Here is a 22,153-nt window from a genome sequence, read left to right on the forward strand (position 1 = left end):
CCAGTTGGCGAGCTTTAGTCGGGAAGTCTAGGGATTGCGCCGGGAAGGCCTGTTGATTTGTATCAAGCGGGTGAATGTATACAGGATGTGTCGCCCGATGTTGGGACGGGCGTCCGTCAATGCCCCATCAGCCAGGCCTGGTGCGGTCCTGGGAGGGTCCAGAGGCCGAAGAGGATGACCATCAGGCCGCCCACGATGCGTACGCCGCGACGGCGCAGCAGGGCGGTCACCCGTTCGGCGGCCATGCCGGTGGCCAGCAGAACCGGCCAGGTGCCGAGGCCGAACGCCAGCATCAGCAGCGCGCTGTCCAGTGCCGATCCCTGGCTGGTGGCCCAGAGTAGGGTGCTGTAGACCAGCCCGCAGGGCAGCCAGCCCCAGATCGCTCCGAGCAGCAGGGCCCGTGGCAGGCTGGAGACCGGCAGCAGGCGCCGGGCGAAGGGTTCCAGGTGGCGCCAGAGGCCGCGACCGAGCGCCTCGACGCGGGTCAGGCCGCTCCACCAGCCGGCCAGGTAGAGTCCCATGGCGATCAGCAGCAGCCCGGCGACCACCCGCAGCGCGCCGGCCAACGGGGTGCGCGCCACCGCCCAGCCGGCCAGGCCGAGCAGCAGGCCGGCGCAGGCGTAGCTGAGGATGCGGCCGAGGTTGTAGGCCAGCAGCAGGCGCAGACGACGGCCGCGCTGTTCGGCGGGAATGGCCAGGGTCAGGGCGCCCATCAGGCCGCCGCACATGCCCAGGCAGTGGCCTCCCCCGAGCAGGCCGAGGATCAGCGCGGAAACCAGCAGCGGCGCCAGTTCAGCCACGCGGTCGGTCCTCGGGTTTCGACGGCTTCTCCGCTTCGTCGACGCCGGCCTGGTGCTTCGGGTCTTCGTCGTCGAAGAGAATGCTGTGGGCGGGGCCGTCGAGATCGTCGTACTGGCCGCTGTCCACCGCCCAGAAGAACACGTAGATGGCGATGGCGACGATGACGATCGCGACGGGGATCAGGATGTAGAGCGCGGCCATACGGACCTCGGCGAAGGGATTCGGGTCAGCCGCAGGGCGTTGACCACCACCAGCAGCGAACTGACCGACATGCCGATCGCCGCCCAGCCCGGGGTGATCCAGCCGAGCGCGGCGAAGGGCAGGACCAGGCCATTGTACAGGCTGGCCCAGGCCAGGTTCTCGATGATGATATGGCGGGTGCGGCGCGCCAGCCGGAAAGCCTGCACCAGGCTGTCCAGGCGGTTGGACAGGAGCACCGCGTCGGCGCTGGTCTTGGCCAGGTCGGTGGCGCTGCCCATGGCGACGCTGATGTCGGCACCGGCGAGCACCGGTACGTCGTTGACTCCGTCGCCGAGCATCAGCACCCGGCGGCCCTCGCCGTGCAGGCGTTCGAGCATGGCCAGCTTGTCGTCCGGGGTCAGGCCGCCGCGGGCTTCGTCGATGCCCAGTTCGGCAGCGACGCTGGCGACCATCGGCGAGGCGTCACCGGATAGCAGGAGGGTGCGCCAGCCGCGCGCCTTGCAGGCGGCGAGCAGGGCGGGGGCGTCGCTGCGCAGGCGGTCGTCGAGACCGAACCAGGCCAGCGGTCCCTGCTCGTCGCCGAGCAGCAGCCACTGTCCGGAGTCGCCGGGCATCGCGGGCGTGGCGCTGCCGCCCAGGTTGCTGACGAAGGCGGCCTGGCCGATGCGCAGGCGGCGGCCTTCCACCAGGCCTTCGAGGCCCAGTCCCGGATGGCTTGCGACGCTGTCGGCGGCCTCCGGCGCACGGCCGAAGGCGCGGGCGATGGGGTGTTCGGAACGGTTCTCGAGGGCGGCGGCGAGGGCCAGGCAGCGATCCGCGTCGAGATCGCGCAGGGGTAGCACCTGCTTGAGCGTCAGGCGGCCTTCGGTGAGGGTGCCGGTCTTGTCGAAGATTACCGTGTCGATGTGGTTCAGCCCTTCCAGCACGTGCCCGCGCGTGATCAGCAGGCCGAGCTTGTGCAGGCTGCCGGTGGCCGCGGTGAGCGCGGTGGGCGTGGCCAGCGACAGGGCGCAGGGGCAGGTGGCGACCAGCAGCGACAGCACCACCCAGAAGGCGCGCTGGTGGTCGACCTGCCACCACAGCGCGCCGACCGCTGCGGCGACCAGCAGGACGATGAGCAGGAACCACTGCGCCACCTTGTCGGCCAGTTCCGCCAGGCGCGGCTTGTCCGCCTGGGCGCGTTCCAGCAGGCGGACGATGGCCGACAGGCGGCTGTCGTCGCCAAGGGCGCCGACCTCGACGGTCAGCGGCCCCTCGACGTTCAGGGTGCCGCCGGTGACGGCGTCGCCGGCCTGGCGTGGATGGGGCAGGTACTCGCCGGTGAGCAGCGACTCGTCGACGCTGGACTGGCCGTCGAGGATCACTCCGTCGGCCGGCAGCACGGCGCCTGGCGGTACCAGTACGCGGTCGCCGACGCGCAGTTCGCTGAGCAGGATGCGCTCGCCCTGGTTGGCGGCGTCCAGGCGCAGGCAGGACGCCGGCAGCAGGTTGACCAGTTGCGCGGTGGAGGCGGCGGTGCGCTCCCGCGCGCGGCGTTCGAGGTAGCGGCCGGCGAGGAGGAACAGGGCGAACATGCCGACCGCGTCGAAATACAGCTCGCCCTGGCCGGTGATCGTCGACCAGATGCCGGCGACGTAGGCGCCGCCGATCGCCAGCGACACCGAGACGTCCATGGTCAGGTGGCGGGTGCGCAGGTCGCGCAGGGCGCCACGGAAGAACTGGCCGCAGCAGTAGAAGACGATCGGCGTGGTGAGGATCAGGCTGACCCAGCGCAGGATGCGGTCCATGCCGGCGGAAAGGTCGAGGTTGAATTCCGGCCAGGTCGCCATTACCGCCATCATCACCTGGATCCACAGCAGCCCGGCGACACCGAGCTGGCGCAGGGCGTGACGGTTCTCCATGGCCAGGCGCTCGGTGGCGCGGTCGGGTTGGTAGGGATGGCCGGCATAGCCGATCTGGCGCAGTTCGCCAAGCAACTGGCTGAGCGGCAACTGGCTGTCCTGCCAGCGCACGTGCAGGCGATGGTTGGACAGGTTGAGCCGCGCCTCGGCCACGCCAGGCAACTGGCGCAGGTGCTTCTCGATCAGCCAGCCGCAGGCGGCGCAACTGATGCCTTCGATCATCAGGCTGGTTTCCGCCAGCTCGCCCTCATGGCGGACGAAGCCGCGCTGTACGTCCGGGCGGTCGTAGAGCTGCAACTCTTCGCTGAGCGCCTTGGGCAAGGCTTCGGGATTGGCGGCGTTTTCGCTGCGGTGCCGGTAGTAGCTTTCCAGGCCGCCGGCGACGATGGCCTCGGCCACCGCCTGGCAGCCCGGACAGCACATGGCCCGCGTCTCGCCGAGCACGCGGGCCTCGAAGCGGCTGCCGGCGGGGACCGGCAAGCCGCAGTGGTAGCAGGGCAGGGGGGCGCTCATGGGCGCTTCGCTTCTGCTCCCTGGAGCGGTTCGTCACCCAGCTCCATGACCACGGTCGGCGATACCACCTCTTCCTCGAAAAGACGCCACTGGCCGCTGCCTTCCTGGCCGAGCAGTTCGACGAAGCGACGGCCCTCGACGGCGTCGGTCAGTTGCCCGACGTAGCGCTCGCGGTCGGAGTTGCTGCGCAGCAGCTCCACGCGGCGGTCCTTCTCCGGCTGGGTCGGCGAGATCAGGTTGAGGGTGAGCCGATCCGGACGGCTGTTGCCGGTCAGGCGCACTTCGACTTCGCCGGTCAGGTCGTCGACCTTGACCTTGGCGTGCACCTGCAGGCGTACGGCCAGGTTCTCGCGTTCCAGGGAGCGGTTGATGCCCTTGCCGGCCTCGTAGTAGTTGTCGGTGACCAGGGTGTCCTGGTTGCGCACCGCGATGGTGACCAGGCTCAGCCCGAGCACCACCGAGGTCGCCAGGAGGGCCACGATGAACCAGGCCCAGAAGTGTTTGTACCAGGGTTGAGGGTGGGTCTCGGACTGCATGCTCAAGTTACTCAACGGGTGCGTGGGCCAATGAAGCGACTCTTCGCTTCTTTATGGATGCTCGGGTCGTCGGCCGACTCGATGGTGAAGACGATCTCGTTGGTGGTCGAAGGCAGCTTCTCCGGCTCGATGGACAGTTCCATCGGCAGGTTGAGGATGTCGCCCGCCGCCACCTTCAGCTCGCGCCGGCCTTCCAGGGTCAGGCCTTCGAGGCCCTTGGCGCCGAGGATGTAGGTGTGGTCCTGCTGATCCTTGTTCATGATCTTCAGGCTGTACACGTTCTCGATGCGGCCGAGTTCGTTCTCGCGGTAGAGCACGCGGTCCTTGCTGACGTCGAAGCCGACCAGCGGACGCAGGACCACCGCGGTGATCAGGGCGGAGATCATCAGCACCAGGGCGATGGCGTAGCCGATCAGGCGCGGCCGGGCCAGGTGGGTCTTCTGGCCGTTGAGGTTGTGCTCGGTGGTGTAGCTGATCAGCCCTTTCGGGTAGTTCATCTTCTCCATGATGCTGTCGCAGGCGTCGATGCACGCCGCGCAGCCGATGCACTCGATCTGCAGGCCGTCGCGGATGTCGATGCCGGTCGGGCAGACCTGCACGCACATCGTGCAGTCGATGCAGTCGCCCAGGCCCTGGGCCTTGTAGTCGAGGGACTTCTTGCGCGGGCCGCGCTTCTCGCCACGACGCGGATCGTAGGAGACGATCAGGGTGTCCTTGTCGAACATCACGCTCTGGAAGCGCGCGTAGGGGCACATGTAGATGCACACCTGCTCGCGCAGCCAGCCGGCGTTGCCGTAGGTGGCCAGGGTGAAGAAGCCGACCCAGAAGTAGGCCCAGCCGTCGGCCTGGCCGGTGAGCAGCTCGGGAATCAGCTCGCGGATCGGCGAGAAGTAGCCGACGAAGGTCAGGCCGGTGACCAGGCCGATCAGCAGCCACAGGCTGTGCTTGGCGGTCTTGCGCAGCAGCTTGTTGCCGCTCATCGGAGCCTTGTCCAGCTTGATGCGCTGGTTGCGGTCGCCTTCGGTGACCTTCTCGCACCACATGTAGATCCAGGTCCACACGCTCTGCGGGCAGGTATAGCCACACCAGACGCGACCGGCGAACACGGTGATGAAGAACAGGCCGAAGGCGCAGACGATCAGCAGCCAGGACAGCAGCATGAAGTCCTGCGGCCAGAAGGTGGCGCCGAAGATGTAGAACTTGCGCTCGGGTAGGTCCCACCAGACGGCCTGGCGGCCGCTCCAGTTGAGCCAGACGGTACCGAAGTAGAGGAGGAAGAGCGCCGCACCGCCCACCATGCGCAGTCGGCGGAAGATACCGGTGAAGGCCCGGGTGTAGATCTTCTCGCGCTTGGCGTAGAGATCGTTGTTATTGGTGTCGCCCTTGGCAGGCGGGGTGACGTCTTGAACGGGAATCTGTTTGCTCATCAGTGCGTACCACGGCAGTGGGGGGCGCCCGGCCGGTACATGCCGACAGGGTCAGAAAATAGTTGCACGCCTACTGATTATACGCCTGATCTATCAGGCTTTTTGCGGTAACTGTGCGACTTTTGGTCGCGTATTGTCCCATTCGCGCTTTTCTTTTGCACAAAATAAAACGGCGCCGGGGTTGCCGGCGCCGTCTGGGTCGTGGGGGAGGGAGCGCTTATTCGGCGCTCTTCTCGCCGTGCGACAGGCTGTATACGTAGGCGGCCAGCAGGTGCACCTTGTCGTTGCCCAGGTGTTCCTGTTGCGCCGGCATCACACCCTGGCGACCGTAGCGGATGGTCTGCTGCAGTTGCGCGAAGCTGGAGCCGTAGATGAACGCGCCGGGGTGGGTCAGATCGGGAGCGCCCATCGCCGGGGTGCCCTTGCCTTCCGGACCGTGGCAGGCGACGCAGGTGGTAGCGAAGACCTGCTTGCCGGCCTCGATGTCCGCCTTGGCGCCTTCCGGCAGCTTGCGGCCATCCATCTGGGTGAGGACGAAAGCGGCGACGTTCTTCACGCCTTCCTCGCCGATCACTTCACCCCAGGCCGGCATGGCGGCGTGGCGGCCAGCCATGATGGTGGTCTTGATGGTTTCCGGCTCGCCGCCCCAGCGCCAGTCGGCGTCGGTCAGGTTGGGGAAGCCGTAGGCGCCCTTGGCGTCGGAGCCGTGGCAGATCGAGCAGTTGGAGGCGAACAGGCGACCGCCCATTTTCACCGCCTGCGGATCCTTGGCGACTTCCTCGATGGGCATCGCGGCGAACTTGGCGAAGATCGGGCCGTATTTCTCGTCGGCCTTGGCCATTTCCTTTTCCCACTGGTGGACGCCGGTCCAGCCTTTTTCCTTGTCGGCGAATTCGTCGGCGGACTGGTAGCCCGGCATCAGGCCTTTCCAGGTGCCCAGGCCCGGGTACAGGGCCAGGTAGCCCACGGCGAACACCAGGGTGCCGACGAACAGCATGAACCACCACTTCGGCAGCGGGTTGTCGTACTCCTCGATGCCGTCGTAGGAGTGGCCCACGGTCTCGTCGGTGGTGCTGCTGCGCTGGCCCTTGCGGGTGGCGAAGATCAGCCAGGTCAGCGCCAGCAGGGTGCCGAGGGTGAGAGCTGTAATGTACAGACTCCAGAAGGTCGTCATTCTTTGTTACTCCTAGAAGCTTGCTCGACGTGCTTTTTGGCTTCGGGATCGTCTGCGAAGGGCAGCATCGTCGCTTCGTCGAAGCTCTTCTTGCGCTTGCCGCTGTAGGCCCAGATCACCAGGCCGATGAAGGCGACCATGATCACCACGGTGCCCAGTCCACGCAGAGTCCCGATATCCATCACACTCACCGTTTGCTCTTGATAGAGGTTCCCAGGCCTTGAAGGAACGCCACCAGGGCGTCCATCTCGGTCTTGCCCTTCACGGCTTCACGTGCACCGGCGATGTCCTCGTCGGTGTAAGGCACGCCCAGCTTGCGCAGGACTTCCATCTTGGTGGCGGTGTCCTTGCCATCAAGCTTGTTCTCTACCAGCCACGGGTAGGCGGGCATCTTCGACTCGGGCACCACGTTGCGCGGGTTGTACAGGTGCGCGCGGTGCCAGTCGTCGGAGTAACGGCCGCCGACGCGGGCCAGGTCCGGGCCGGTACGCTTGGAACCCCACAGGAACGGGTGGTCCCAGACGCTTTCACCGGCGACCGAGTAATGGCCGTAGCGTTCGGTCTCGGCACGGAACGGACGGACCATCTGCGAGTGGCAGCCGACGCAGCCTTCGCGGATGTAGATGTCGCGACCTTCCAGTTCCAGGGCGGTACGCGGCTTCATGCCTTCGACCGGGGTATTGGTCACGTCCTGGAAGAACAGCGGAACGATCTGGGTCAGGCCGCCGATGCTGACGGCGATCACCATGAAGATGGCCAGCAGGCCGACGTTCTTCTCGAGTATTTCGTGGTTCTTCATTTACGTCGGGCTCCTCAGGCGATCTGCGCGGCGGCTTCGTATTCGGCCGGCTTGGCAGCACGCACGGTGCGCCAGGTGTTGTAGGCCATCAGCAGCATGCCGGTGAGGAAGAAACCACCGCCGATCATGCGCACGATGAAGCCCGGGTGGCTTGCGACCAGTGCTTCAACGAAGGAGTAGGTCAGGGTGCCGTCCTCGTTGACCGCGCGCCACATCAGGCCCTGGGTGATGCCGTTGACCCACATCGAGGCGATGTACAGCACGGTGCCGATGGTGGCCAGCCAGAAGTGCGCGTTGATCAGGCCGATGCTGTGCATCTGCGGGCGACCGAAGACTTTCGGGATCAGGTGGTAGAGCGAGCCGATGGAGATCATCGCCACCCAGCCGAGGGCGCCGGCGTGCACGTGGCCGATGGTCCAGTCGGTGTAGTGGGAGAGGGCGTTGACGGTCTTGATCGCCATCATCGGGCCTTCGAAGGTGGACATGCCGTAGAACGCCAGGGACACCACCAGGAAGCGCAGGATCGGGTCGGTGCGCAGCTTATGCCAGGCGCCGGAGAGGGTCATCATGCCGTTGATCATGCCGCCCCAGCTCGGTGCCAGGAGGATCAGCGACATCACCATGCCCAGCGACTGCGCCCAGTCCGGCAGCGCGGTGTAGTGCAGGTGGTGCGGGCCGGCCCAGATGTACAGGGAGATCAGCGCCCAGAAGTGGACGATGGACAGGCGATAGGAATAGACCGGACGCTCGGCCTGCTTGGGCACGAAGTAGTACATCATGCCGAGGAAGCCGGTGGTCAGGAAGAAGCCCACGGCGTTGTGCCCGTACCACCACTGGACCATCGCATCGGTGGCGCCGGAGTAGGCGGAGTAGGACTTGAACCAGCTCACCGGCAGCGACATGTGGTTGACGATGTGCAGCATCGCCGTCACCAGGATGAAGGCACCGTAGAACCAGTTGCCCACATAGATGTGCTTGACCTTGCGCTTGACGATGGTGCCGAAGAACACGATCGCGTAGGTGATCCAGACGATCGCCAGGAGGATGGCCAGCGGCCATTCCAGTTCGGCGTATTCCTTGGAGGTGGTGAAACCCTGCGGCAGGGTCAGCACGGCGCCCACGATCACGGCCTGCCAACCCCAGAAGGTGAAGGCCGCCAGCGTGTCTGAAATCAGTCGGGCTTGCGAGGTACGTTGCACCACGTAGTACGAGGTGGCGAAGAGGGCGCACCCACCGAAGGCGAAGATCACCGCGTTGGTGTGCAGGGGGCGAAGGCGGCCGAAGCTCGTCCACGGCAGGTCGAAGTTCAATTCGGGCCATACCAGTTGGGCGGCGATCAGGACACCGAGACCCATTCCAATGACCCCCCAGACCACCGTCATAACGGCGAACTGGCGGACCACCTTATAGTTATAAGCAGTCTGACTGATTGCTGTGCTCATGCTAGGGGTTCCACGGTTAATGGACTTTTTTAGGGACAAAAAATCGGCGGCAAGTATGGAGAAAGCGGGTGGGCATTGCAACGCGCCAGGCCAGGGGCGACGCCAGTTTGATGCCTGCTTCAGAGCGCTTTCCAAGGCGGCCGTATGGCTTTCTGGCGCTATCCGGGCGAGTGGGTTCGGCCGGTGAAGTTAGGTGTCCCGTCGCTCTGCCGGAGAGGGACGAATGCAGAGCAGCTTAGACGCGATTGAAAAGGAAGGGTAGGAAAGGCGTCCGCTGGTGCGACACTTCGTCGCGCCGCCTGGGACTAAGGTCTGAGACCGGGGGAAGGACCCGCGCCCGGGAGGGCGCGGGTGGGGGGAGGGGTCAGTTGCTGCCCTGGTTGTGCGACAGGTTGTAGATGTAGGCGGCCAGGATGTGCACCTTTTCCTTGCCCAGGTAGGGCTCCTGGGCCGGCATCTGGCCCTGGCGGCCATGGCGGATGGTTTGTTGGAGCTGGGCGTAGCTGGAGCCGTAGATGAACGCGCCGGGGTTGGTCAGGTTCGGCGCGCCGACCAGGGCGGTACCCTTGCCTTCCGGGCCGTGGCAGGCGACGCAGTTGACCGAGAAGATCTGCTTGCCGGCCTCGACGTCGGCCTTGGTGCCTTCCGGCAGCTTCAGCCCGGCGAGTTCGGTGCGGACGTAGGCGGCGACGTTCTTCACCCCGTCTTCGCCGAGGATGTCGCCCCAGGCCGCCATGATCGCGTGGCGACCGCCGAGGATGGTGGTCTCGATGCTCTGCGGGTCACCGCCCCAGCGCCACTCGTTGTCGGCCAGGTTGGGGAAGCCGAGGGCGCCCTTGGCGTCGGAACCGTGGCAGATCGAGCAGTAGGTGGCGAACATGCGGCTGCCCATCTTCATGGCGTGCTCGTCCTTGGCCACTTCCTCGATGGGCATGGCGGCGTACTTGGCGAAGATCGGCCCGTACTTCTCCTGGGCGATGTTCATCTCGCGTTCCCACTGCTTGTCCTGGGTCCAGCCGCCCTCGTAGCCCGGCAGCACGCCTTTCCAGTTACCCAGGCCCGGGTACAGGACCAGGTAGCCGACGGAGAAGACGATGGTGCCGATGTACAGCATGAACCACCACTTCGGCAGCGGGTTGTCGTACTCCTCGATGCCGTCGTAGGAGTGGCCCATGGTCTTTTCGGTAGTACCCTTGGCCTCGCCCTTGCGGGTGGCGAAGACCAGCCAGAGCAGGGCGATCAAGGTACCGACGGTAAGAGCTGTGATGTACAGACTCCAGAAGGTGGTCATTCTTTGTTACTCCTAGAAGCTTGCTCGACGTGCTTTTTGGCTTCGGGATCGTCTGCGAAGGGCAGCATCGTCGCTTCGTCGAAGCTCTTCTTGCGTTTGCCGCTGTAGGCCCAGATCACCAGACCGATGAAGGCGACCATGATCAGCAGCGTGCCGAGTCCTCGCAGCGTCCCGATATCCATTGCCGTCACCGTTTGTTCTTGATCGAGGTGCCGAGCACCTGCAGGTAGGCGACCACGGCATCCATTTCGGTCTTGCCTTTCAGCGAGTCCTTGGCGCCCTTGATGTCTTCGTCGGTATAGGGCACGCCGAGGGTGCGCATCACTTCGAGCTTCTTCTCGATGTCCTTGCCGTCGAGCTTGTTCTCCACCAGCCACGGGTAGGCCGGCATCTTCGACTCGGGCACCACGTTGCGCGGGTTGAACAGGTGTGCGCGGTGCCAGTCGTCGGAGTAGCGGCTACCGACGCGGGCCAGGTCCGGACCGGTACGCTTGGAACCCCACAGGAAGGGGTGGTCCCAGACGCTCTCGCCGGCCACCGAGTAGTGGCCGTAGCGTTCGGTTTCGGCGCGGAACGGACGGATCATCTGGGAGTGGCAGCCGACGCAGCCTTCGCGGATATAGATGTCGCGGCCTTCCAGTTGCAGCGCGGTATAGGGCTTCATGCCTTCGACCGGGGTGTTGGTCACGTCCTGGAAGAACAGCGGCACGATCTGGGTCAGGCCGCCGATGCTCACGGCCACGGCCATGCATAGCGCCAGCAGGCCGACGTTCTTCTCGAGTATTTCGTGTTTCATGCTCGGCTCCTCAGGCGATCTGTGCGGCGGCTTCGTATTCGGCCGGCTTGGCGGCACTGACGGTGCGCCAGGTGTTGTAGGCCATCAGGAACATGCCGAGCAGGAAGATGAAACCGCCGAGCATGCGCACGATGAAGCCGGGGTGGCCGGCGGCCAGCGCTTCGACGAAGGAGTAGGTCAGGGTGCCGTCCTCGTTGACCGCGCGCCACATCAGGCCCTGGGTGATGCCGTTGACCCACATCGAGGCGATGTAAAGCACGGTACCGATGGTGGCCAGCCAGAAGTGCGCGTTGATCAGGCCCAGGCTGTACATCTTCTCGCGGCCGAAGACCTTCGGGATCAGGTGGTAGAGCGAGCCGATGGAAACCATCGCGACCCAGCCGAGGGCGCCGGCGTGTACGTGGCCGATGGTCCAGTCGGTGTAGTGGGAGAGGGCGTTGACGGTCTTGATCGCCATCATCGGGCCTTCGAAGGTGGACATGCCGTAGAACGCCAGGGACACCACCAGGAAGCGCAGGATCGGGTCGCTGCGCAGCTTATGCCAGGCGCCCGAGAGGGTCATCATGCCGTTGATCATGCCGCCCCAGCTCGGCGCCAGGAGGATCAGCGACATCACCATGCCCAGCGACTGCGCCCAGTCCGGCAGCGCGGTGTAGTGCAGGTGGTGCGGGCCGGCCCAGATGTACACCGCGATCAGCGCCCAGAAGTGGACGATGGACAGGCGGTAGGAGTAGACCGGACGCTCGGCCTGCTTGGGCACGAAGTAGTACATCATGCCGAGGAAGCCGGCGGTGAGGAAGAAGCCCACGGCGTTGTGCCCGTACCACCACTGGACCATGGCGTCGGTGGCGCCGGCGTACAGCGAGTAGGACTTGGTGAAGGTCACCGGCAGCTCGAGGTTGTTCACCACGTGGAGCATGGCGACGGTGAGGATGAACCCGCCGAAGAACCAGTTGCCCACATAGATGTGCTTGACCTTGCGCTTGACCAGGGTGCCGAAGAACACCACCGCGTAGGCGACCCAGACCACCGTGATCAGGATGTCGATCGGCCATTCCAGCTCGGCGTACTCCTTGGACGAGGTGTAGCCCAGCGGCAGGCTGATGGCGGCCAGCAGGATCACCAGTTGCCAGCCCCAGAAGGTGAAGGAGGCGAGGGTGTCGGAGAACAGTCGCACCTGGCAGGTGCGCTGCACCGCGTAGTAGCTGGTGGCGAACAGTGCGCAACCGCCGAAGGCGAAGATCACCGCGTTGGTGTGCAGCGGGCGCAGGCGGCCGAAGCTCGTCCACGGCAAGCCGAAGTTCAGGTCGGGCCATACCAGCTGGGCGGCGATCAGGACACCGACGGTCATGCCGACGATGCCCCAGACCACGGTCATGATGGCGAATTGGCGGACCACCTTGTAGTTATAGGCGGACTCTGGGTTAGTGGTGCTCATGCTATGGGCTTCCATCCACGGTTATACGCTATGGCTTTTTCCGGCAGTTGGGATGCCGGGCGTCCCCCCATTGGGGCTGGTCTAATTGGCGTAATTAGCGAGAGGAAGCATGGATAATGGGGCGTTATGAAATATTGATCGGGATCAATTGGCTTCCCGACCCCCACTGCATACGAGGTGTGGCAAGTTGTCGCTGAAATGGAACCGCCCGGCCGGCTCGCTGTCGGCCACCCTGATTCTCGCCCATGGCGCCGGGGCGCCGATGGACAGCCCGTTCATGGAGCGCATCGCCGAACTGCTCGTCGCCCAGGGCATCGCCGTCGCGCGCTTCGAGTTTCCCTACATGGCCCAGCGCCGCGAGGACGGCCGCAAGCGTCCGCCGAATCCGCAGGCGCAGTTGCTCGACTGCTGGCGGCGAGTCCATGCGCAGGTCCGCGAGACCCTGGACGGGCCCTTGGCCCTGGGCGGCAAGTCGATGGGCGGGCGCATGGCCAGCCTGCTGGCCGACGAGCTGGGCGCGGATGCCCTGGTCTGCCTCGGCTACCCGTTCTACGCCGCCGGCAAGCCGGAGAAGCCGCGGGTCGCGCACCTCGCCGGGCTGCGCACGCCGACCCTGATCGTCCAGGGCGAGCGCGACGCCCTGGGCAACCGCGAGGCGGTGGCGGGCTATGCGCTGGCGCCGACGATCCGCCTGCACTGGCTGGCCGCGGCGGACCACGACCTCAAGCCGCTGAAGGCCTCCGGCCTGACCCACGAGCAGCACCTGGCGGCAACGGCGCGGGAGGTGGCCGGCTTCCTTCGCGGGCTCCAGGGCCATTAACGGTTCCTTAAGGCATCCCCTCATAAGCTGCGGCGCAACCACCCTCGCATCGAGGCGTGGGCGACTGACTTCTCTGAGGGGGGAAGACATGAACATGCATGCCGACGGTGAGCAGATCACCGCTATCGATACCCGCGAACGCATCCTGCTGACGGGGGCCACCGGCTTTCTCGGCGGTTCGGTCGCCGCCCAGCTGATCGCCGCCGGGCACGGCGCCAACCTGTCCTTCCTGGTCCGCGCCGAATCCCGCCAGCAGGGGCTCGAACGCCTGCGCGGCAACCTGCTGATGCATGGCGTCGACGAAGCCGACTGCCTGGCACTGCGGGCGGAGCAGATCCTCTGCGGCGATTTCCTCGACACCTCCTGGCTGGCCCGCGAGACGCCGCGCCTGATGCAGGTGGAGCGGGTGATCAATTGCGCCGCCGTGGCGTCGTTCTCGAAGAACCCGACCATCTGGCCGGTCAACGTCGACGGCACTTTCGCCTTCGCCGACGTGCTGAGCCGTTCGAAGCGACTGAAGCGTTTCCTCCACGTCGGTACCGCGATGTGCTGCGGACCGCAGCGAGAGTCGCCGATCAGCGAGTCCTGGGAATTCCCGGCGGCGGAGCAGCAACTGGTGGACTACACCGCGTCCAAGGCGGAAATCGAGCGGCGCATGCGCGAGGAACTGCCGGGCCTGCCCCTGGTGGTGGCGCGGCCATCCATCGTGGTGGGCCACCGTACCCTTGGCTGCCAGGCCTCCGGCAGCATCTTCTGGGTCTTCCGCATGGGCTTCGCCCTGGAAAGCTTCACCTGCGGCCTGGACGAGCAGATCGACGTGATTCCGGTCGACTACTGCGCCGAGGCGCTGATCGGCCTGGCGCTGAAGCCGTGCCTGGGGCACAGCCTCTATCATATCTCCGCCGGCCATCGCGCGGCCTGCACCTTCGGCGAGATCGACGAGGCCTTCGCCCGCGCCAACGGGGCGGCGCCGGTAGGCGAGCGCTACCGCAAGGTGGAGGTGGACGACCTCAAGGAACTGGCGAAGAGCTTCGAGTCGCGCATCGGCCCGGCCAATCCGCGTCTGGTCCTGCGCGCGTTGCGCTTGTACAGCGGCTTTGCCGACCTCAACTACCTGTTCGACAACAGCCGTCTGCTGGAGGAGGGGATCTCCGCGCCGCCGCGCTTCACCGACTACCTCGACGTCTGCGTGCAGTCGTCAAGCGCGGTAAGCATCCCGGCGCAGATGCAATGGGACTTCAAGTGACGGCAGGTGCGGGGAGCTTCCTCCCCGCGGCCTGATCTCAGCGGTTGAAGCGCTCGACCAGGGAATACTGGCTCTGCGCGGTGGTGGTCAGTTCCTCGCTCAGTTTCGCCGTGCGCAGCGCCTCGTCGGAGGTCTGCTCGGCCAGGGCGGCGATGGTGCTGATGTTGCGGTTGATTTCCTCGGCCACCGCGCTCTGTTCCTCCGCGGCGGCGGCGATCTGGGTGGTCATCTCGGTGATGTTGCTGACCGCCTCGCTGATGCCGACCAGCGCGCTGTCGGCTTCCAGCACCCGCTGGACCCCGGCTTCGGCCTGCTGCAGGCCGCTCTCCATGGTATGTACCGCATCGTTGGCGGTGTTCTGCAACTTGGCGATTAGGTGGTGGATCTGCTCGGTGGAGGCCGCGGTGCGTTGCGCCAGCGAGCGCACTTCGTCGGCCACCACGGCGAAGCCGCGTCCCTGGTCGCCGGCCCGCGCCGCCTCGATGGCGGCGTTGAGGGCGAGCAGGTTGGTCTGGTCGGCGATGCCCTTGATCACATCGACCACGCCGCCGATCTCGTTGCTGTCCTGGGCCAGGCGACTCACCGCGGCCCCGGTCTCGCCCACCGACTCCGACAGGCGCTGGATGGCGTTGCGCGTCTCCGCGGCGATGTCGCGGCCGCGCGAGGTCAGTTCGTTGGCCTTCTGTGTCGCGTCGGCGGTCAACTGGACATTGTTCGCCACTTCCTGGGTGGTGGCGGCCATCTCGTTGACCGCGGTGGCCACCTGTTCGGGCTCTGCGCGCTGCTGTTCCAGACCGGCGGAGCTGTGGTGGGCCAGGGTGTCGGCCTGGCGCGCCTGTTCGGTGAGGTATTCGGCGGTGTCCTGCAGGCGCGTCAGGCAGGTCTTCAGGCGCGCGTCCTGGCTGAGGATGGCCATTTCCAGGCGCGCCTGGTCGCCGCGGCTGTCGGTGTACATCTGCGCGATCAGCGGGTCGGAGGTGGTCTGTTCGGCGAGCCGCATCAGGCGCTTCAGCCCGCGCTTCTGCCAGCGCAGTCCGGCCAGGCCGAGCGGAACGGCGAGCAGGCCGGCGAGGATGAAGCCCCACCAGGAGTTCAGCCAGATACCGATGAGGAAGCCGATCTGGCTGATCAGGATGAACGGCAGCCAGTCGAGCAGTACCGGCAGCCAGCGGTCGCGCCGGGGGATCGCCGGCTTGCCGGCGCCGAGGCGACGGTAGAGGGCCTCGGCGCGCTGGATCTGTTCGGCGGTCGGCTTGACCCGCACCGACTCGTAGCCGACCACCGCGCCCTGGTCGTAGATCGGCGTGACATAGGCGCTGACCCAGTAGTGGTCGCCGTTCTTGCAGCGGTTCTTGACGATCCCCATCCACGGGCGGCCGGCTTTGAGGGTGGTCCACATGTGGGCGAACACCGCCGGCGGGACGTCGGGGTGACGGATCAGGTTGTGCGGCGCGGACATCAGCTCCTCGCGGCTGAAGCCGCTGATGTCGATGAAGGCTTCGTTGCAGTAGGTGATGATGCCTTTGAGATTGGTGGTGGTGATCAGGCGTTGTTCCGCCGGATAGACGCGCTCGTGCTGGGTGATGGGCTGATTGTTGCGCATGGGCCTTCCAAAACAAGTGAAGCATTTACCTCTGCATCGGCGAAAACGCCTTTCACATGAGGGATTTGTGAATGCTTTCACGAGGAAAAACAGATAGCTATTGACCCAAAGCATGAGAACCGACCACGTGGTCGGATAGATGGCGGATTCGCTGATGGAGGTCAATGCGTTACGGTTTCGTGTCGTTCCCGGCGGCGCACATGGGTTGGGGGTAGCGCGGGCGGACTGGTGCGAGGCGGCCATCCGCCGGTCCTGCGGGGTATCGGCGGATGACGCCGGGGCGTCGTTCGCCCTGCGAAGCGCTCGCGGCCCCGGGCGCCGGAATGAAAAAGGGGTGGCCGAAGCCACCCCTCCGCGCGTACCGCCGCTGCCTCAGAGCATGCTGCGCAGCACGTAGTGGAGGATGCCGCCGGCCTTGAAATACTCGACCTCGTTGAGGGTGTCGATGCGGCAGAGGACCTTGAAGCTGTCCTGGCTGCCGTCCTCGCGGGTCACTTCCACGCTGAGCGGCATGTGTGGTTTGAGTTCGCCGCCGAGGCCGCGGATGTTCAGCACCTCCTTGCCGGTCAGCTTCAGGCTCTTGCGGTCCTGGCCGTTCTCGAACTGCAACGGCAGCACGCCCATGCCGACCAGGTTGGAGCGGTGGATGCGCTCGAAGCTCTCCGCGATCACCGCCTTCACGCCCAGCAGGTTGGTACCCTTGGCCGCCCAGTCGCGCGACGAGCCGGTGCCGTATTCCTTGCCGGCGACGATCACCAGCGGGGTGCCGTCCTCCTGGTAACGCATGGCCGCGTCGTAGATCGCCAGTTTCTCGCCGCTGGGCACGTACAGGGTATTGCCGCCTTCCTCGCCGCCGAGCATCTCGTTCTTGATGCGGATGTTGGCGAAGGTGCCGCGCATCATCACCTCATGGTTGCCGCGACGGGAGCCGTAGGAGTTGAAGTCCTTCGGTTCCACGCCGTGCTCGCGCAGGTAGCGGCCGGCCGGGCTGTCGGCCTTGATGTTGCCGGCAGGGGAGATGTGGTCGGTGGTCACCGAGTCGCCCAGCACCGCCAGCACCCGCGCCTGCTCGACGTCGGCGATGGCCGGCGGCGCCTCGGCGATGTGTTCGAAGAAGGGTGGATGCTGGATGTAGGTGGAGTCGGCCTGCCACTCGTAGGTGTCCGACTGCGGCACCTGGATCGCCTGCCATTTCTCGTCGCCGGCGAAGACCTCGGCGTACTCCTTGTGGAACATCTCGGTGTCGACCTTCTGGATCGCCTCGGCGATTTCCTTCTGGCTCGGCCAGATGTCCTTCAGGTAGACCGGCTGGCCGTCCTTGCCGGTGCCCAGCGGTTCCTCGCTGAGGTTGATCCGCACGCTGCCGGCCAGGGCGTAGGCCACCACCAGCGGCGGCGAGGCCAGCCAGTTGGTCTTCACCAACGGGTGCACGCGGCCTTCGAAGTTGCGGTTGCCGGAGAGTACCGAGGCGACGGTCAGGTCGGCCTGCTGGATGGCTTTCTCGATCGGCTCCAGCAGCGGGCCGGAGTTGCCGATGCAGGTGGTGCAGCCGTAGCCGACCAGATCGAAGCCGAGTTCGTCGAGGTAGCGGGTCAGGCCGGCGGCCTTGAAGTAGTCGGTGACCACCTTGGAGCCCGGCGCCAGCGAACTCTTCACCCAGGGCTTGCGTTGCAGGCCTTTCTCCACTGCCTTCTTCGCCAGCAGGCCGGCGGCCATCATCACGCTGGGGTTGGAGGTGTTGGTGCAGGAGGTGATGGCGGCGATCACCACCGCGCCGTTCTTCAGGCGGTGGGTCTGGCCGTCGTGCTGGTAGTCGATCTCGCCGAAGGCGGCGTTGGCGCCGACCGCGGTGCCGCCGCCGCCCTCGCTGAGCAGGCGGCCTTCTTCGGTGCTGGAGGGATGCAGTTGCAGGCCGAGGAACTCGTTGAAGGCGCTGGCGACGTTCTGCAGGGCCACGCGGTCCTGCGGGCGCTTCGGTCCGGCCAGGCTGGCCTCGACTTCGCCCATGTCCAGGTGCAGGGTGTCGGTGAACACCGGCTCGTGGCCCTTCTCGCGCCACAGGCCCTGTTCCTTGCTGTAGGCCTCGACCAGCTTGACCGTGCTTTCCGGACGTCCGGACAGGCGCAGGTAGCCGAGGGTGATCTCGTCCACCGGGAAGAAGCCGCAGGTGGCGCCGTATTCCGGGGCCATGTTGGCGATGGTGGCGCGGTCCGCCAGGGGCAGGTCGGCCAGGCCGTCGCCGTAGAACTCGACGAATTTCCCCACCACGCCCTTCTTGCGCAGCATCTGCGTGACGGTCAGCACCAGGTCGGTGGCGGTGATGCCCTCGCGCAGCTTGCCGGTGAGCTTGAAGCCGATGACCTCGGGGATCAGCATCGATACCGGCTGGCCGAGCATGGCGGCTTCCGCCTCGATGCCGCCGACGCCCCAGCCGAGCACGCCGAGACCGTTGATCATGGTGGTGTGGGAGTCGGTGCCGACCAGGGTGTCGGGGAAGGCGTAGGTCCTGCCATCCTCGTCCTTGGTCCAGACCGTGCGGCCCAGGTACTCCAGGTTGACCTGGTGGCAGATGCCGGTGCCCGGCGGTACCACGCTGAAGTTGTCGAAGGCGTTCTGGCCCCAGCGCAGGAAGGCGTAGCGTTCGCCGTTGCGCTGCATCTCGATCTCGACGTTCTGTTCGAAGGCCGATTCGCTGGCGAACTTGTCGACCATCACCGAGTGGTCGATGACCAGGTCCACCGGCGACAGCGGGTTGATCTTCTGCGGGTCGCCGCCGGCCTTGGCCATGGCCGCGCGCATGGCGGCCAGGTCGACCACCGCGGGCACCCCGGTGAAGTCCTGCATCAGGACCCGCGCCGGGCGGTACTGGATCTCGCGGTCGGAGCGGCGCTCCCTGAGCCAGCCGGCGAGGGCCTTGAGGTCGTCGCCGGTGACGGTGCTGCCGTCCTCCCAGCGCAGGAGGTTTTCCAGCAGGACCTTCAGCGACATCGGCAGCTTGCCGAGATCGCCCAGGGTCCGGGCGGCTTCCGGGAGGCTGTAGTAGTGGTAGGTCTTGCCGTCCACAGCGAGACTGCGAAGGGTTTTCAGGCTGTCCAAAGCAGGCATTTCTGATTTCCTCACGGCGGGCCCGGGGGCGGCGGGCCTGGCCTCGTCCTGACGCCAGGCCCGTCGTCGAGCCGATAGTGCCTGGCTTCGCCCGGGACCCGCGGCGTCCGCGGACGCCAGGGTGCCGTTACCTCGGTAATGCGCGGTGGCCCGATCCCATCGGTACCGGCCGCTGGCGAGAGTCAGACTTTGGGATAGCGTTGTTCGAAACCTTCAAGCTAGACCGGCTCGAGGGCTCCTGCCATATACACTGGACCGACGAACGGTCGCTGCAGTTCCCTTGAGGCATGCCCGGCACTATAGTGCGCGGCCAAGGAGACAACCCCATGAATACCCTGTTGATGCACTGCCGGCCAGGCTTCGAAGGTGAAGTCTGCGCCGAAATCGCCGAGCATGCAGCCACTCTCGAGATTCCCGGCTACGCCAAGAGCAAGCCGGCCAGCGCCCACGTCGAGTTCGTCTGCCAGGACGCCGACGGCGCCGAGCGCCTGATGCGCCGCCTGCGTTTCGCCGACTTGATCTTCCCGCGCCAGTGGGCGCGCGGGCCCGGCTTCATCGAATTGCCGGAAAGCCAGCGCATCGAGGTACTGCTGGCGGAACTGGCGAGTTATCCGGTTTGCGGCAGCCTCTGGCTGGAGGTGCTGGACACCAATGCCGGCAAGGAGGTGTCGACCTTCTGCCGCAAGTTCGAGAAACCGCTGCGCGCGGCGCTGGTGAAGGCCGGGCGGTTGCAGGAGGACCCGGCGCTGCCGCGCCTGCTGCTGACCTTCCGCTCTGGCCGGGAAGTCTTCGTCGGCCTCGCCGAGCCGCGCAACAGCGCGCTCTGGCCGATGGGCATCCCGCGCCTGAAGTTTCCCCGCGAGGCGCCGAGCCGTTCGACGCTGAAGCTGGAGGAAGCCTGGCACCAGTTCATCCCGCGCAGCGAATGGGACAAGCGCCTGGCGCCGGACATGCTCGCCGTGGACCTCGGTGCGGCGCCGGGCGGCTGGACCTGGCAACTGGTTAACCGGGAGATGCGGGTGACCGCCGTGGACAACGGGCCGATGGCGGAGAACCTGATGTATTCCGGGCTGGTCGACCACCAGAAGGTCGACGGCTACCAGTACCGCCCGCGCCAGCGGGTCGACTGGATGGTCTGCGACATCGTCGAGAAGCCGGCACGCACCGGTGCGTTGATCGAGACCTGGATCGGCGAAGGGCTTTGCCGCGAGGCGGTGGTCAACCTCAAGCTGCCGATGAAGCAGCGCTACGCCGAGGTGCGCAAGATCCTCCAGCGCCTGCGTGAGAGCTTCGACGCGCGCGGCCTGAAGGTAGCGATCGGCTGCAAGCAGCTGTATCACGACCGCGAGGAAGTGACCTGCCATCTACGCCGCCTCGAACGCTGAGGGGCGGCGGCATTCCGGCCGGGGACAGGTGACCGGCCGCGCCGCATGCGCGACAATGCGCGGATTCTGTTGCGGAGTTTCCCGATGACCCATTCTGTCGACGCCATTCTCGACGCCACCGGCCTGAACTGTCCCGAGCCGGTGATGATGCTGCACAACAAGGTCCGCGACCTGGCGCCCGGCGGCCTGCTCAAGGTGATCGCCACCGATCCCTCGACCCGCCGCGACATCCCCAAGTTCTGCGTGTTTCTCGGCCACGAGCTGGTCGAGCAGCAGGAAGAGGCGGGCACCTATCTCTACTGGATCCGCAAGAAGGCCGACTAGGCCTTCCGCGGACCCCGCCATCCCTCGCGCTTCAGCGCAGCTTCTCCATGAGCTGGTAGTACCACATCCCGGCGGCCAGCATCGGATTGCCGAAGAGGTCGCCCAGCGGCACCCTGAGGTGCTTGCAACGGGCGAAGGTGTCGAACTGCTCCAGGCTCCCGCTCATCGCCTTGGCCATGATCTCGCCCATGATGTGGCTGGTGGCCACGCCATGCCCCGAGTAGCCCTGGCAGTACCAGACGTTGTCGGAGAGCTTGCCGAGCTGGGGGATCCGGTTCATCACGATGCCCATGGCGCAACTCCACTGGAACTCGATCTCCACGCCCTTCAGGCGCGGGAAGGTGCGCTCGATGCATGGCCGCAGCTCGGCGGTGATGTCCCGCGAGTCGCGGCCCGAGTAGTTGGCGCCGCCACCGAACAGCAGGCGGCCGTCGGCGGTGGGGCGGTAGTAATCGAGGACGAAGCGGCAATCGTAGACCGCCAGCCCCTGCGGGTTGATCTCCCGTGCCAGCTCGCCCAGCGGCCGGGTGGTAACGATTCCGCCCATGGCCGGGAAGATCATCCCCTTGAGCTGCCTGCGTTCGAGCTTGTGGTAGACATCGCCGGCAAGCAGGATCTGCTGCGCCTCGATCCTTCCCTCGCGGGTAATCACCGCCGGCCGCGGGCCGTGGACGATATCCAGCACCTCGGAATGTTCGAAGATCAGCGCGCCGAGGCCGGCCGCCGCCCTGGCCTCGCCGATGCACAGGTTGAGCGGGTGCAGGTGCATGTTGCGGGTGTTCTTCAGCGCGCCGCAGTACAGCTCGGTCTCCAGGTGGGCCTGGACGCCGGCCTTGTCCAGCAGGACCACCTGGTCGCCCATGCCGCGGCGCACCGCCTCCTCGTAGGAGGCCTGCAGCTCGCCCATGTGGCTGGCCTTCATCGCCGCGTGCAGGTGGCCATGGCGAAGGTCGCAGGCGATGCCGTACTTCTCCACCCGCTGGCGGATGATCTCGTGGCCGCGCCAGCGCAGGTGCCAGATGAAGTCCTCGACCTCGGCGCCCAGCCATTGGCGCATCTGCTTGTGCATCGCCGCGTCGCCGGACAGGCTGCCGGTGACCTGGCCGCCGTTGCGCCCGCTGGCGCCCCAGCCGATGCGATGGGTCTCGACCAGGGCTACCTTGTAGCCACGCTCGGCCAGTTCGACCGCCGTGGCGACGCCGGTGAAGCCGCCGCCGATGATGGCGATGTCGACCGTCACCGCGCCCAGCAGGGTCGGATAGTCGGTTTCCTCGTTGAGCGTGGCGGCGTAGTAGGACGGCGCGCGTTCCGCGGCCGGACGGGGATGGATTGCTGCGTTCATCGGGTATTC

General features: G+C 66.1%; 20 protein-coding genes. 4 read left to right on the forward strand and 16 right to left on the reverse strand.

The window, feature by feature from the left end:
- Positions 1-116: 116 nt before the first annotated feature.
- The 13 genes from HMPREF1224_RS38435 to ccoN (HMPREF1224_RS38495) all read right to left on the reverse strand — a co-directional run bounded on the left by HMPREF1224_RS38435 (position 117) and on the right by ccoN (HMPREF1224_RS38495) (position 12,319).
- Positions 117-800 carry a sulfite exporter TauE/SafE family protein gene (locus tag HMPREF1224_RS38435; protein WP_003087270.1) on the reverse strand — a complete coding sequence of 228 codons (684 nt, stop codon included), beginning with the start codon at positions 798-800 and terminating at the stop codon, positions 117-119.
- Positions 793-1,002: a cbb3-type cytochrome oxidase assembly protein CcoS gene (gene ccoS, locus HMPREF1224_RS38440; protein ID WP_003087273.1), complete on the reverse strand. Its 210-nt coding sequence runs from the start codon at positions 1,000-1,002 to the stop codon at positions 793-795. The genes HMPREF1224_RS38435 and ccoS overlap by 8 nt, the downstream gene beginning before the upstream one ends.
- Positions 981-3,416: a heavy metal translocating P-type ATPase gene (locus HMPREF1224_RS38445; RefSeq protein ID WP_003119076.1), complete on the reverse strand. Its 2,436-nt coding sequence runs from the start codon at positions 3,414-3,416 to the stop codon at positions 981-983. The genes ccoS and HMPREF1224_RS38445 overlap by 22 nt, the downstream gene beginning before the upstream one ends.
- The gene (locus HMPREF1224_RS38450) at positions 3,413-3,952 is read right to left on the reverse strand and encodes a FixH family protein (protein ID WP_003114667.1); all 540 of its coding nucleotides are present in this window, start codon (positions 3,950-3,952) and stop codon (positions 3,413-3,415) included. Before HMPREF1224_RS38450 ends, HMPREF1224_RS38445 begins: the two co-directional genes overlap by 4 nt.
- A gap of 11 nt (positions 3,953-3,963) precedes the next feature.
- Positions 3,964-5,379, reverse strand: a complete 1,416-nt coding sequence (gene ccoG, locus HMPREF1224_RS38455; protein WP_003087288.1) for a cytochrome c oxidase accessory protein CcoG — start codon at positions 5,377-5,379, stop codon at positions 3,964-3,966.
- Positions 5,380-5,596: 217 nt separating this feature from the next.
- Complete coding sequence (gene ccoP / locus HMPREF1224_RS38460; RefSeq protein ID WP_003087292.1) at positions 5,597-6,553, reverse strand: cytochrome-c oxidase, cbb3-type subunit III; 957 nt, start codon at positions 6,551-6,553, stop codon at positions 5,597-5,599.
- On the reverse strand, positions 6,550-6,735 hold the full coding sequence (locus HMPREF1224_RS38465; protein WP_003087298.1) for a CcoQ/FixQ family Cbb3-type cytochrome c oxidase assembly chaperone: 186 nt from the start codon (positions 6,733-6,735) through the stop codon (positions 6,550-6,552). Before HMPREF1224_RS38465 ends, ccoP (HMPREF1224_RS38460) begins: the two co-directional genes overlap by 4 nt.
- Before the next feature lie 5 nt (positions 6,736-6,740).
- Complete coding sequence (ccoO, locus tag HMPREF1224_RS38470) at positions 6,741-7,352, reverse strand: cytochrome-c oxidase, cbb3-type subunit II (RefSeq protein WP_003087303.1); 612 nt, start codon at positions 7,350-7,352, stop codon at positions 6,741-6,743.
- Between the two features lie 14 nt (positions 7,353-7,366).
- Positions 7,367-8,794 (reverse strand): cytochrome-c oxidase, cbb3-type subunit I, encoded by a 1,428-nt coding sequence (gene ccoN / locus HMPREF1224_RS38475; RefSeq protein WP_003087306.1) that lies wholly within the window; start codon positions 8,792-8,794, stop codon positions 7,367-7,369.
- Positions 8,795-9,158: 364 nt separating this feature from the next.
- On the reverse strand, positions 9,159-10,085 hold the full coding sequence (gene ccoP, locus HMPREF1224_RS38480; RefSeq protein ID WP_003087308.1) for a cytochrome-c oxidase, cbb3-type subunit III: 927 nt from the start codon (positions 10,083-10,085) through the stop codon (positions 9,159-9,161).
- A complete protein-coding gene (locus HMPREF1224_RS38485) occupies positions 10,082-10,267 on the reverse strand; it encodes a CcoQ/FixQ family Cbb3-type cytochrome c oxidase assembly chaperone (protein ID WP_003087314.1) in 186 nt (61 codons plus the stop codon). The genes ccoP (HMPREF1224_RS38480) and HMPREF1224_RS38485 overlap by 4 nt, the downstream gene beginning before the upstream one ends.
- 5 nt (positions 10,268-10,272) lie before the next feature.
- Positions 10,273-10,881: a cytochrome-c oxidase, cbb3-type subunit II gene (gene ccoO / locus HMPREF1224_RS38490; protein WP_003087318.1), complete on the reverse strand. Its 609-nt coding sequence runs from the start codon at positions 10,879-10,881 to the stop codon at positions 10,273-10,275.
- Positions 10,882-10,891: 10 nt separating this feature from the next.
- Positions 10,892-12,319 carry a cytochrome-c oxidase, cbb3-type subunit I gene (ccoN, locus tag HMPREF1224_RS38495; protein WP_003087322.1) on the reverse strand — a complete coding sequence of 476 codons (1,428 nt, stop codon included), beginning with the start codon at positions 12,317-12,319 and terminating at the stop codon, positions 10,892-10,894.
- A 187-nt stretch (positions 12,320-12,506) separates the two neighbouring features.
- On the opposite strand from ccoN (HMPREF1224_RS38495), the gene HMPREF1224_RS38500 reads away from it, so the two are divergent.
- Both HMPREF1224_RS38500 and cprA read left to right on the forward strand, forming a co-directional pair.
- Positions 12,507-13,139: an alpha/beta hydrolase family protein gene (locus tag HMPREF1224_RS38500; protein ID WP_010794001.1), complete on the forward strand. Its 633-nt coding sequence runs from the start codon at positions 12,507-12,509 to the stop codon at positions 13,137-13,139.
- A gap of 88 nt (positions 13,140-13,227) precedes the next feature.
- Positions 13,228-14,385, forward strand: a complete 1,158-nt coding sequence (cprA, locus tag HMPREF1224_RS38505) for a cationic peptide resistance protein CprA (RefSeq protein ID WP_003087328.1) — start codon at positions 13,228-13,230, stop codon at positions 14,383-14,385.
- A 37-nt stretch (positions 14,386-14,422) separates the two neighbouring features.
- Here cprA and HMPREF1224_RS38510 read toward each other — a convergent pair whose 3' ends face one another.
- Both HMPREF1224_RS38510 and acnA read right to left on the reverse strand, forming a co-directional pair.
- Positions 14,423-15,988 carry a methyl-accepting chemotaxis protein gene (locus HMPREF1224_RS38510; protein ID WP_010794002.1) on the reverse strand — a complete coding sequence of 522 codons (1,566 nt, stop codon included), beginning with the start codon at positions 15,986-15,988 and terminating at the stop codon, positions 14,423-14,425.
- A gap of 372 nt (positions 15,989-16,360) precedes the next feature.
- On the reverse strand, positions 16,361-19,093 hold the full coding sequence (gene acnA, locus HMPREF1224_RS38515; RefSeq protein ID WP_003105996.1) for an aconitate hydratase AcnA: 2,733 nt from the start codon (positions 19,091-19,093) through the stop codon (positions 16,361-16,363).
- 326 nt (positions 19,094-19,419) lie between these two features.
- Here acnA and rlmM point away from each other — a divergent pair, with 326 nt between their 5' ends.
- Positions 19,420-20,478 (forward strand): 23S rRNA (cytidine(2498)-2'-O)-methyltransferase RlmM, encoded by a 1,059-nt coding sequence (gene rlmM, locus HMPREF1224_RS38520; protein WP_003087345.1) that lies wholly within the window; start codon positions 19,420-19,422, stop codon positions 20,476-20,478.
- A gap of 84 nt (positions 20,479-20,562) precedes the next feature.
- Positions 20,563-20,802 (forward strand): sulfurtransferase TusA, encoded by a 240-nt coding sequence (gene tusA / locus HMPREF1224_RS38525; RefSeq protein WP_003105999.1) that lies wholly within the window; start codon positions 20,563-20,565, stop codon positions 20,800-20,802.
- Between the two features lie 31 nt (positions 20,803-20,833).
- Here the strand turns inward: tusA and HMPREF1224_RS38530 are convergent, their stop codons facing one another.
- A complete protein-coding gene (locus HMPREF1224_RS38530) occupies positions 20,834-22,144 on the reverse strand; it encodes an NAD(P)/FAD-dependent oxidoreductase (protein WP_003114273.1) in 1,311 nt (436 codons plus the stop codon).
- Positions 22,145-22,153: the final 9 nt, after the last annotated feature.

The sequence above is a fragment of the Pseudomonas sp. P179 genome (assembly GCF_000478485.2).
GTDB lineage: Bacteria > Pseudomonadota > Gammaproteobacteria > Pseudomonadales > Pseudomonadaceae > Pseudomonas > Pseudomonas aeruginosa.

Coding starts and splice junctions, on each gene's coding strand:
- ccoS (WP_003087273.1), bottom strand. CDS start 1,002: ATGGCCGCGCTCTACATCCTGATCCCCGTCGCGATCGTCATCGTCGCC.
- HMPREF1224_RS38445 (WP_003119076.1), bottom strand. CDS start 3,416: ATGAGCGCCCCCCTGCCCTGCTACCACTGCGGCTTGCCGGTCCCCGCC.
- HMPREF1224_RS38450 (WP_003114667.1), bottom strand. CDS start 3,952: ATGCAGTCCGAGACCCACCCTCAACCCTGGTACAAACACTTCTGGGCC.
- ccoG (WP_003087288.1), bottom strand. CDS start 5,379: ATGAGCAAACAGATTCCCGTTCAAGACGTCACCCCGCCTGCCAAGGGC.
- ccoP (WP_003087292.1), bottom strand. CDS start 6,553: ATGACGACCTTCTGGAGTCTGTACATTACAGCTCTCACCCTCGGCACC.
- HMPREF1224_RS38465 (WP_003087298.1), bottom strand. CDS start 6,735: ATGGATATCGGGACTCTGCGTGGACTGGGCACCGTGGTGATCATGGTC.
- ccoO (WP_003087303.1), bottom strand. CDS start 7,352: ATGAAGAACCACGAAATACTCGAGAAGAACGTCGGCCTGCTGGCCATC.
- ccoN (WP_003087306.1), bottom strand. CDS start 8,794: ATGAGCACAGCAATCAGTCAGACTGCTTATAACTATAAGGTGGTCCGC.
- ccoP (WP_003087308.1), bottom strand. CDS start 10,085: ATGACCACCTTCTGGAGTCTGTACATCACAGCTCTTACCGTCGGTACC.
- HMPREF1224_RS38485 (WP_003087314.1), bottom strand. CDS start 10,267: ATGGATATCGGGACGCTGCGAGGACTCGGCACGCTGCTGATCATGGTC.
- ccoO (WP_003087318.1), bottom strand. CDS start 10,881: ATGAAACACGAAATACTCGAGAAGAACGTCGGCCTGCTGGCGCTATGC.
- ccoN (WP_003087322.1), bottom strand. CDS start 12,319: ATGAGCACCACTAACCCAGAGTCCGCCTATAACTACAAGGTGGTCCGC.
- cprA (WP_003087328.1), top strand. CDS start 13,228: ATGAACATGCATGCCGACGGTGAGCAGATCACCGCTATCGATACCCGC.
- HMPREF1224_RS38510 (WP_010794002.1), bottom strand. CDS start 15,988: ATGCGCAACAATCAGCCCATCACCCAGCACGAGCGCGTCTATCCGGCG.
- acnA (WP_003105996.1), bottom strand. CDS start 19,093: ATGCCTGCTTTGGACAGCCTGAAAACCCTTCGCAGTCTCGCTGTGGAC.
- rlmM (WP_003087345.1), top strand. CDS start 19,420: ATGAATACCCTGTTGATGCACTGCCGGCCAGGCTTCGAAGGTGAAGTC.
- tusA (WP_003105999.1), top strand. CDS start 20,563: ATGACCCATTCTGTCGACGCCATTCTCGACGCCACCGGCCTGAACTGT.
- HMPREF1224_RS38530 (WP_003114273.1), bottom strand. CDS start 22,144: ATGAACGCAGCAATCCATCCCCGTCCGGCCGCGGAACGCGCGCCGTCC.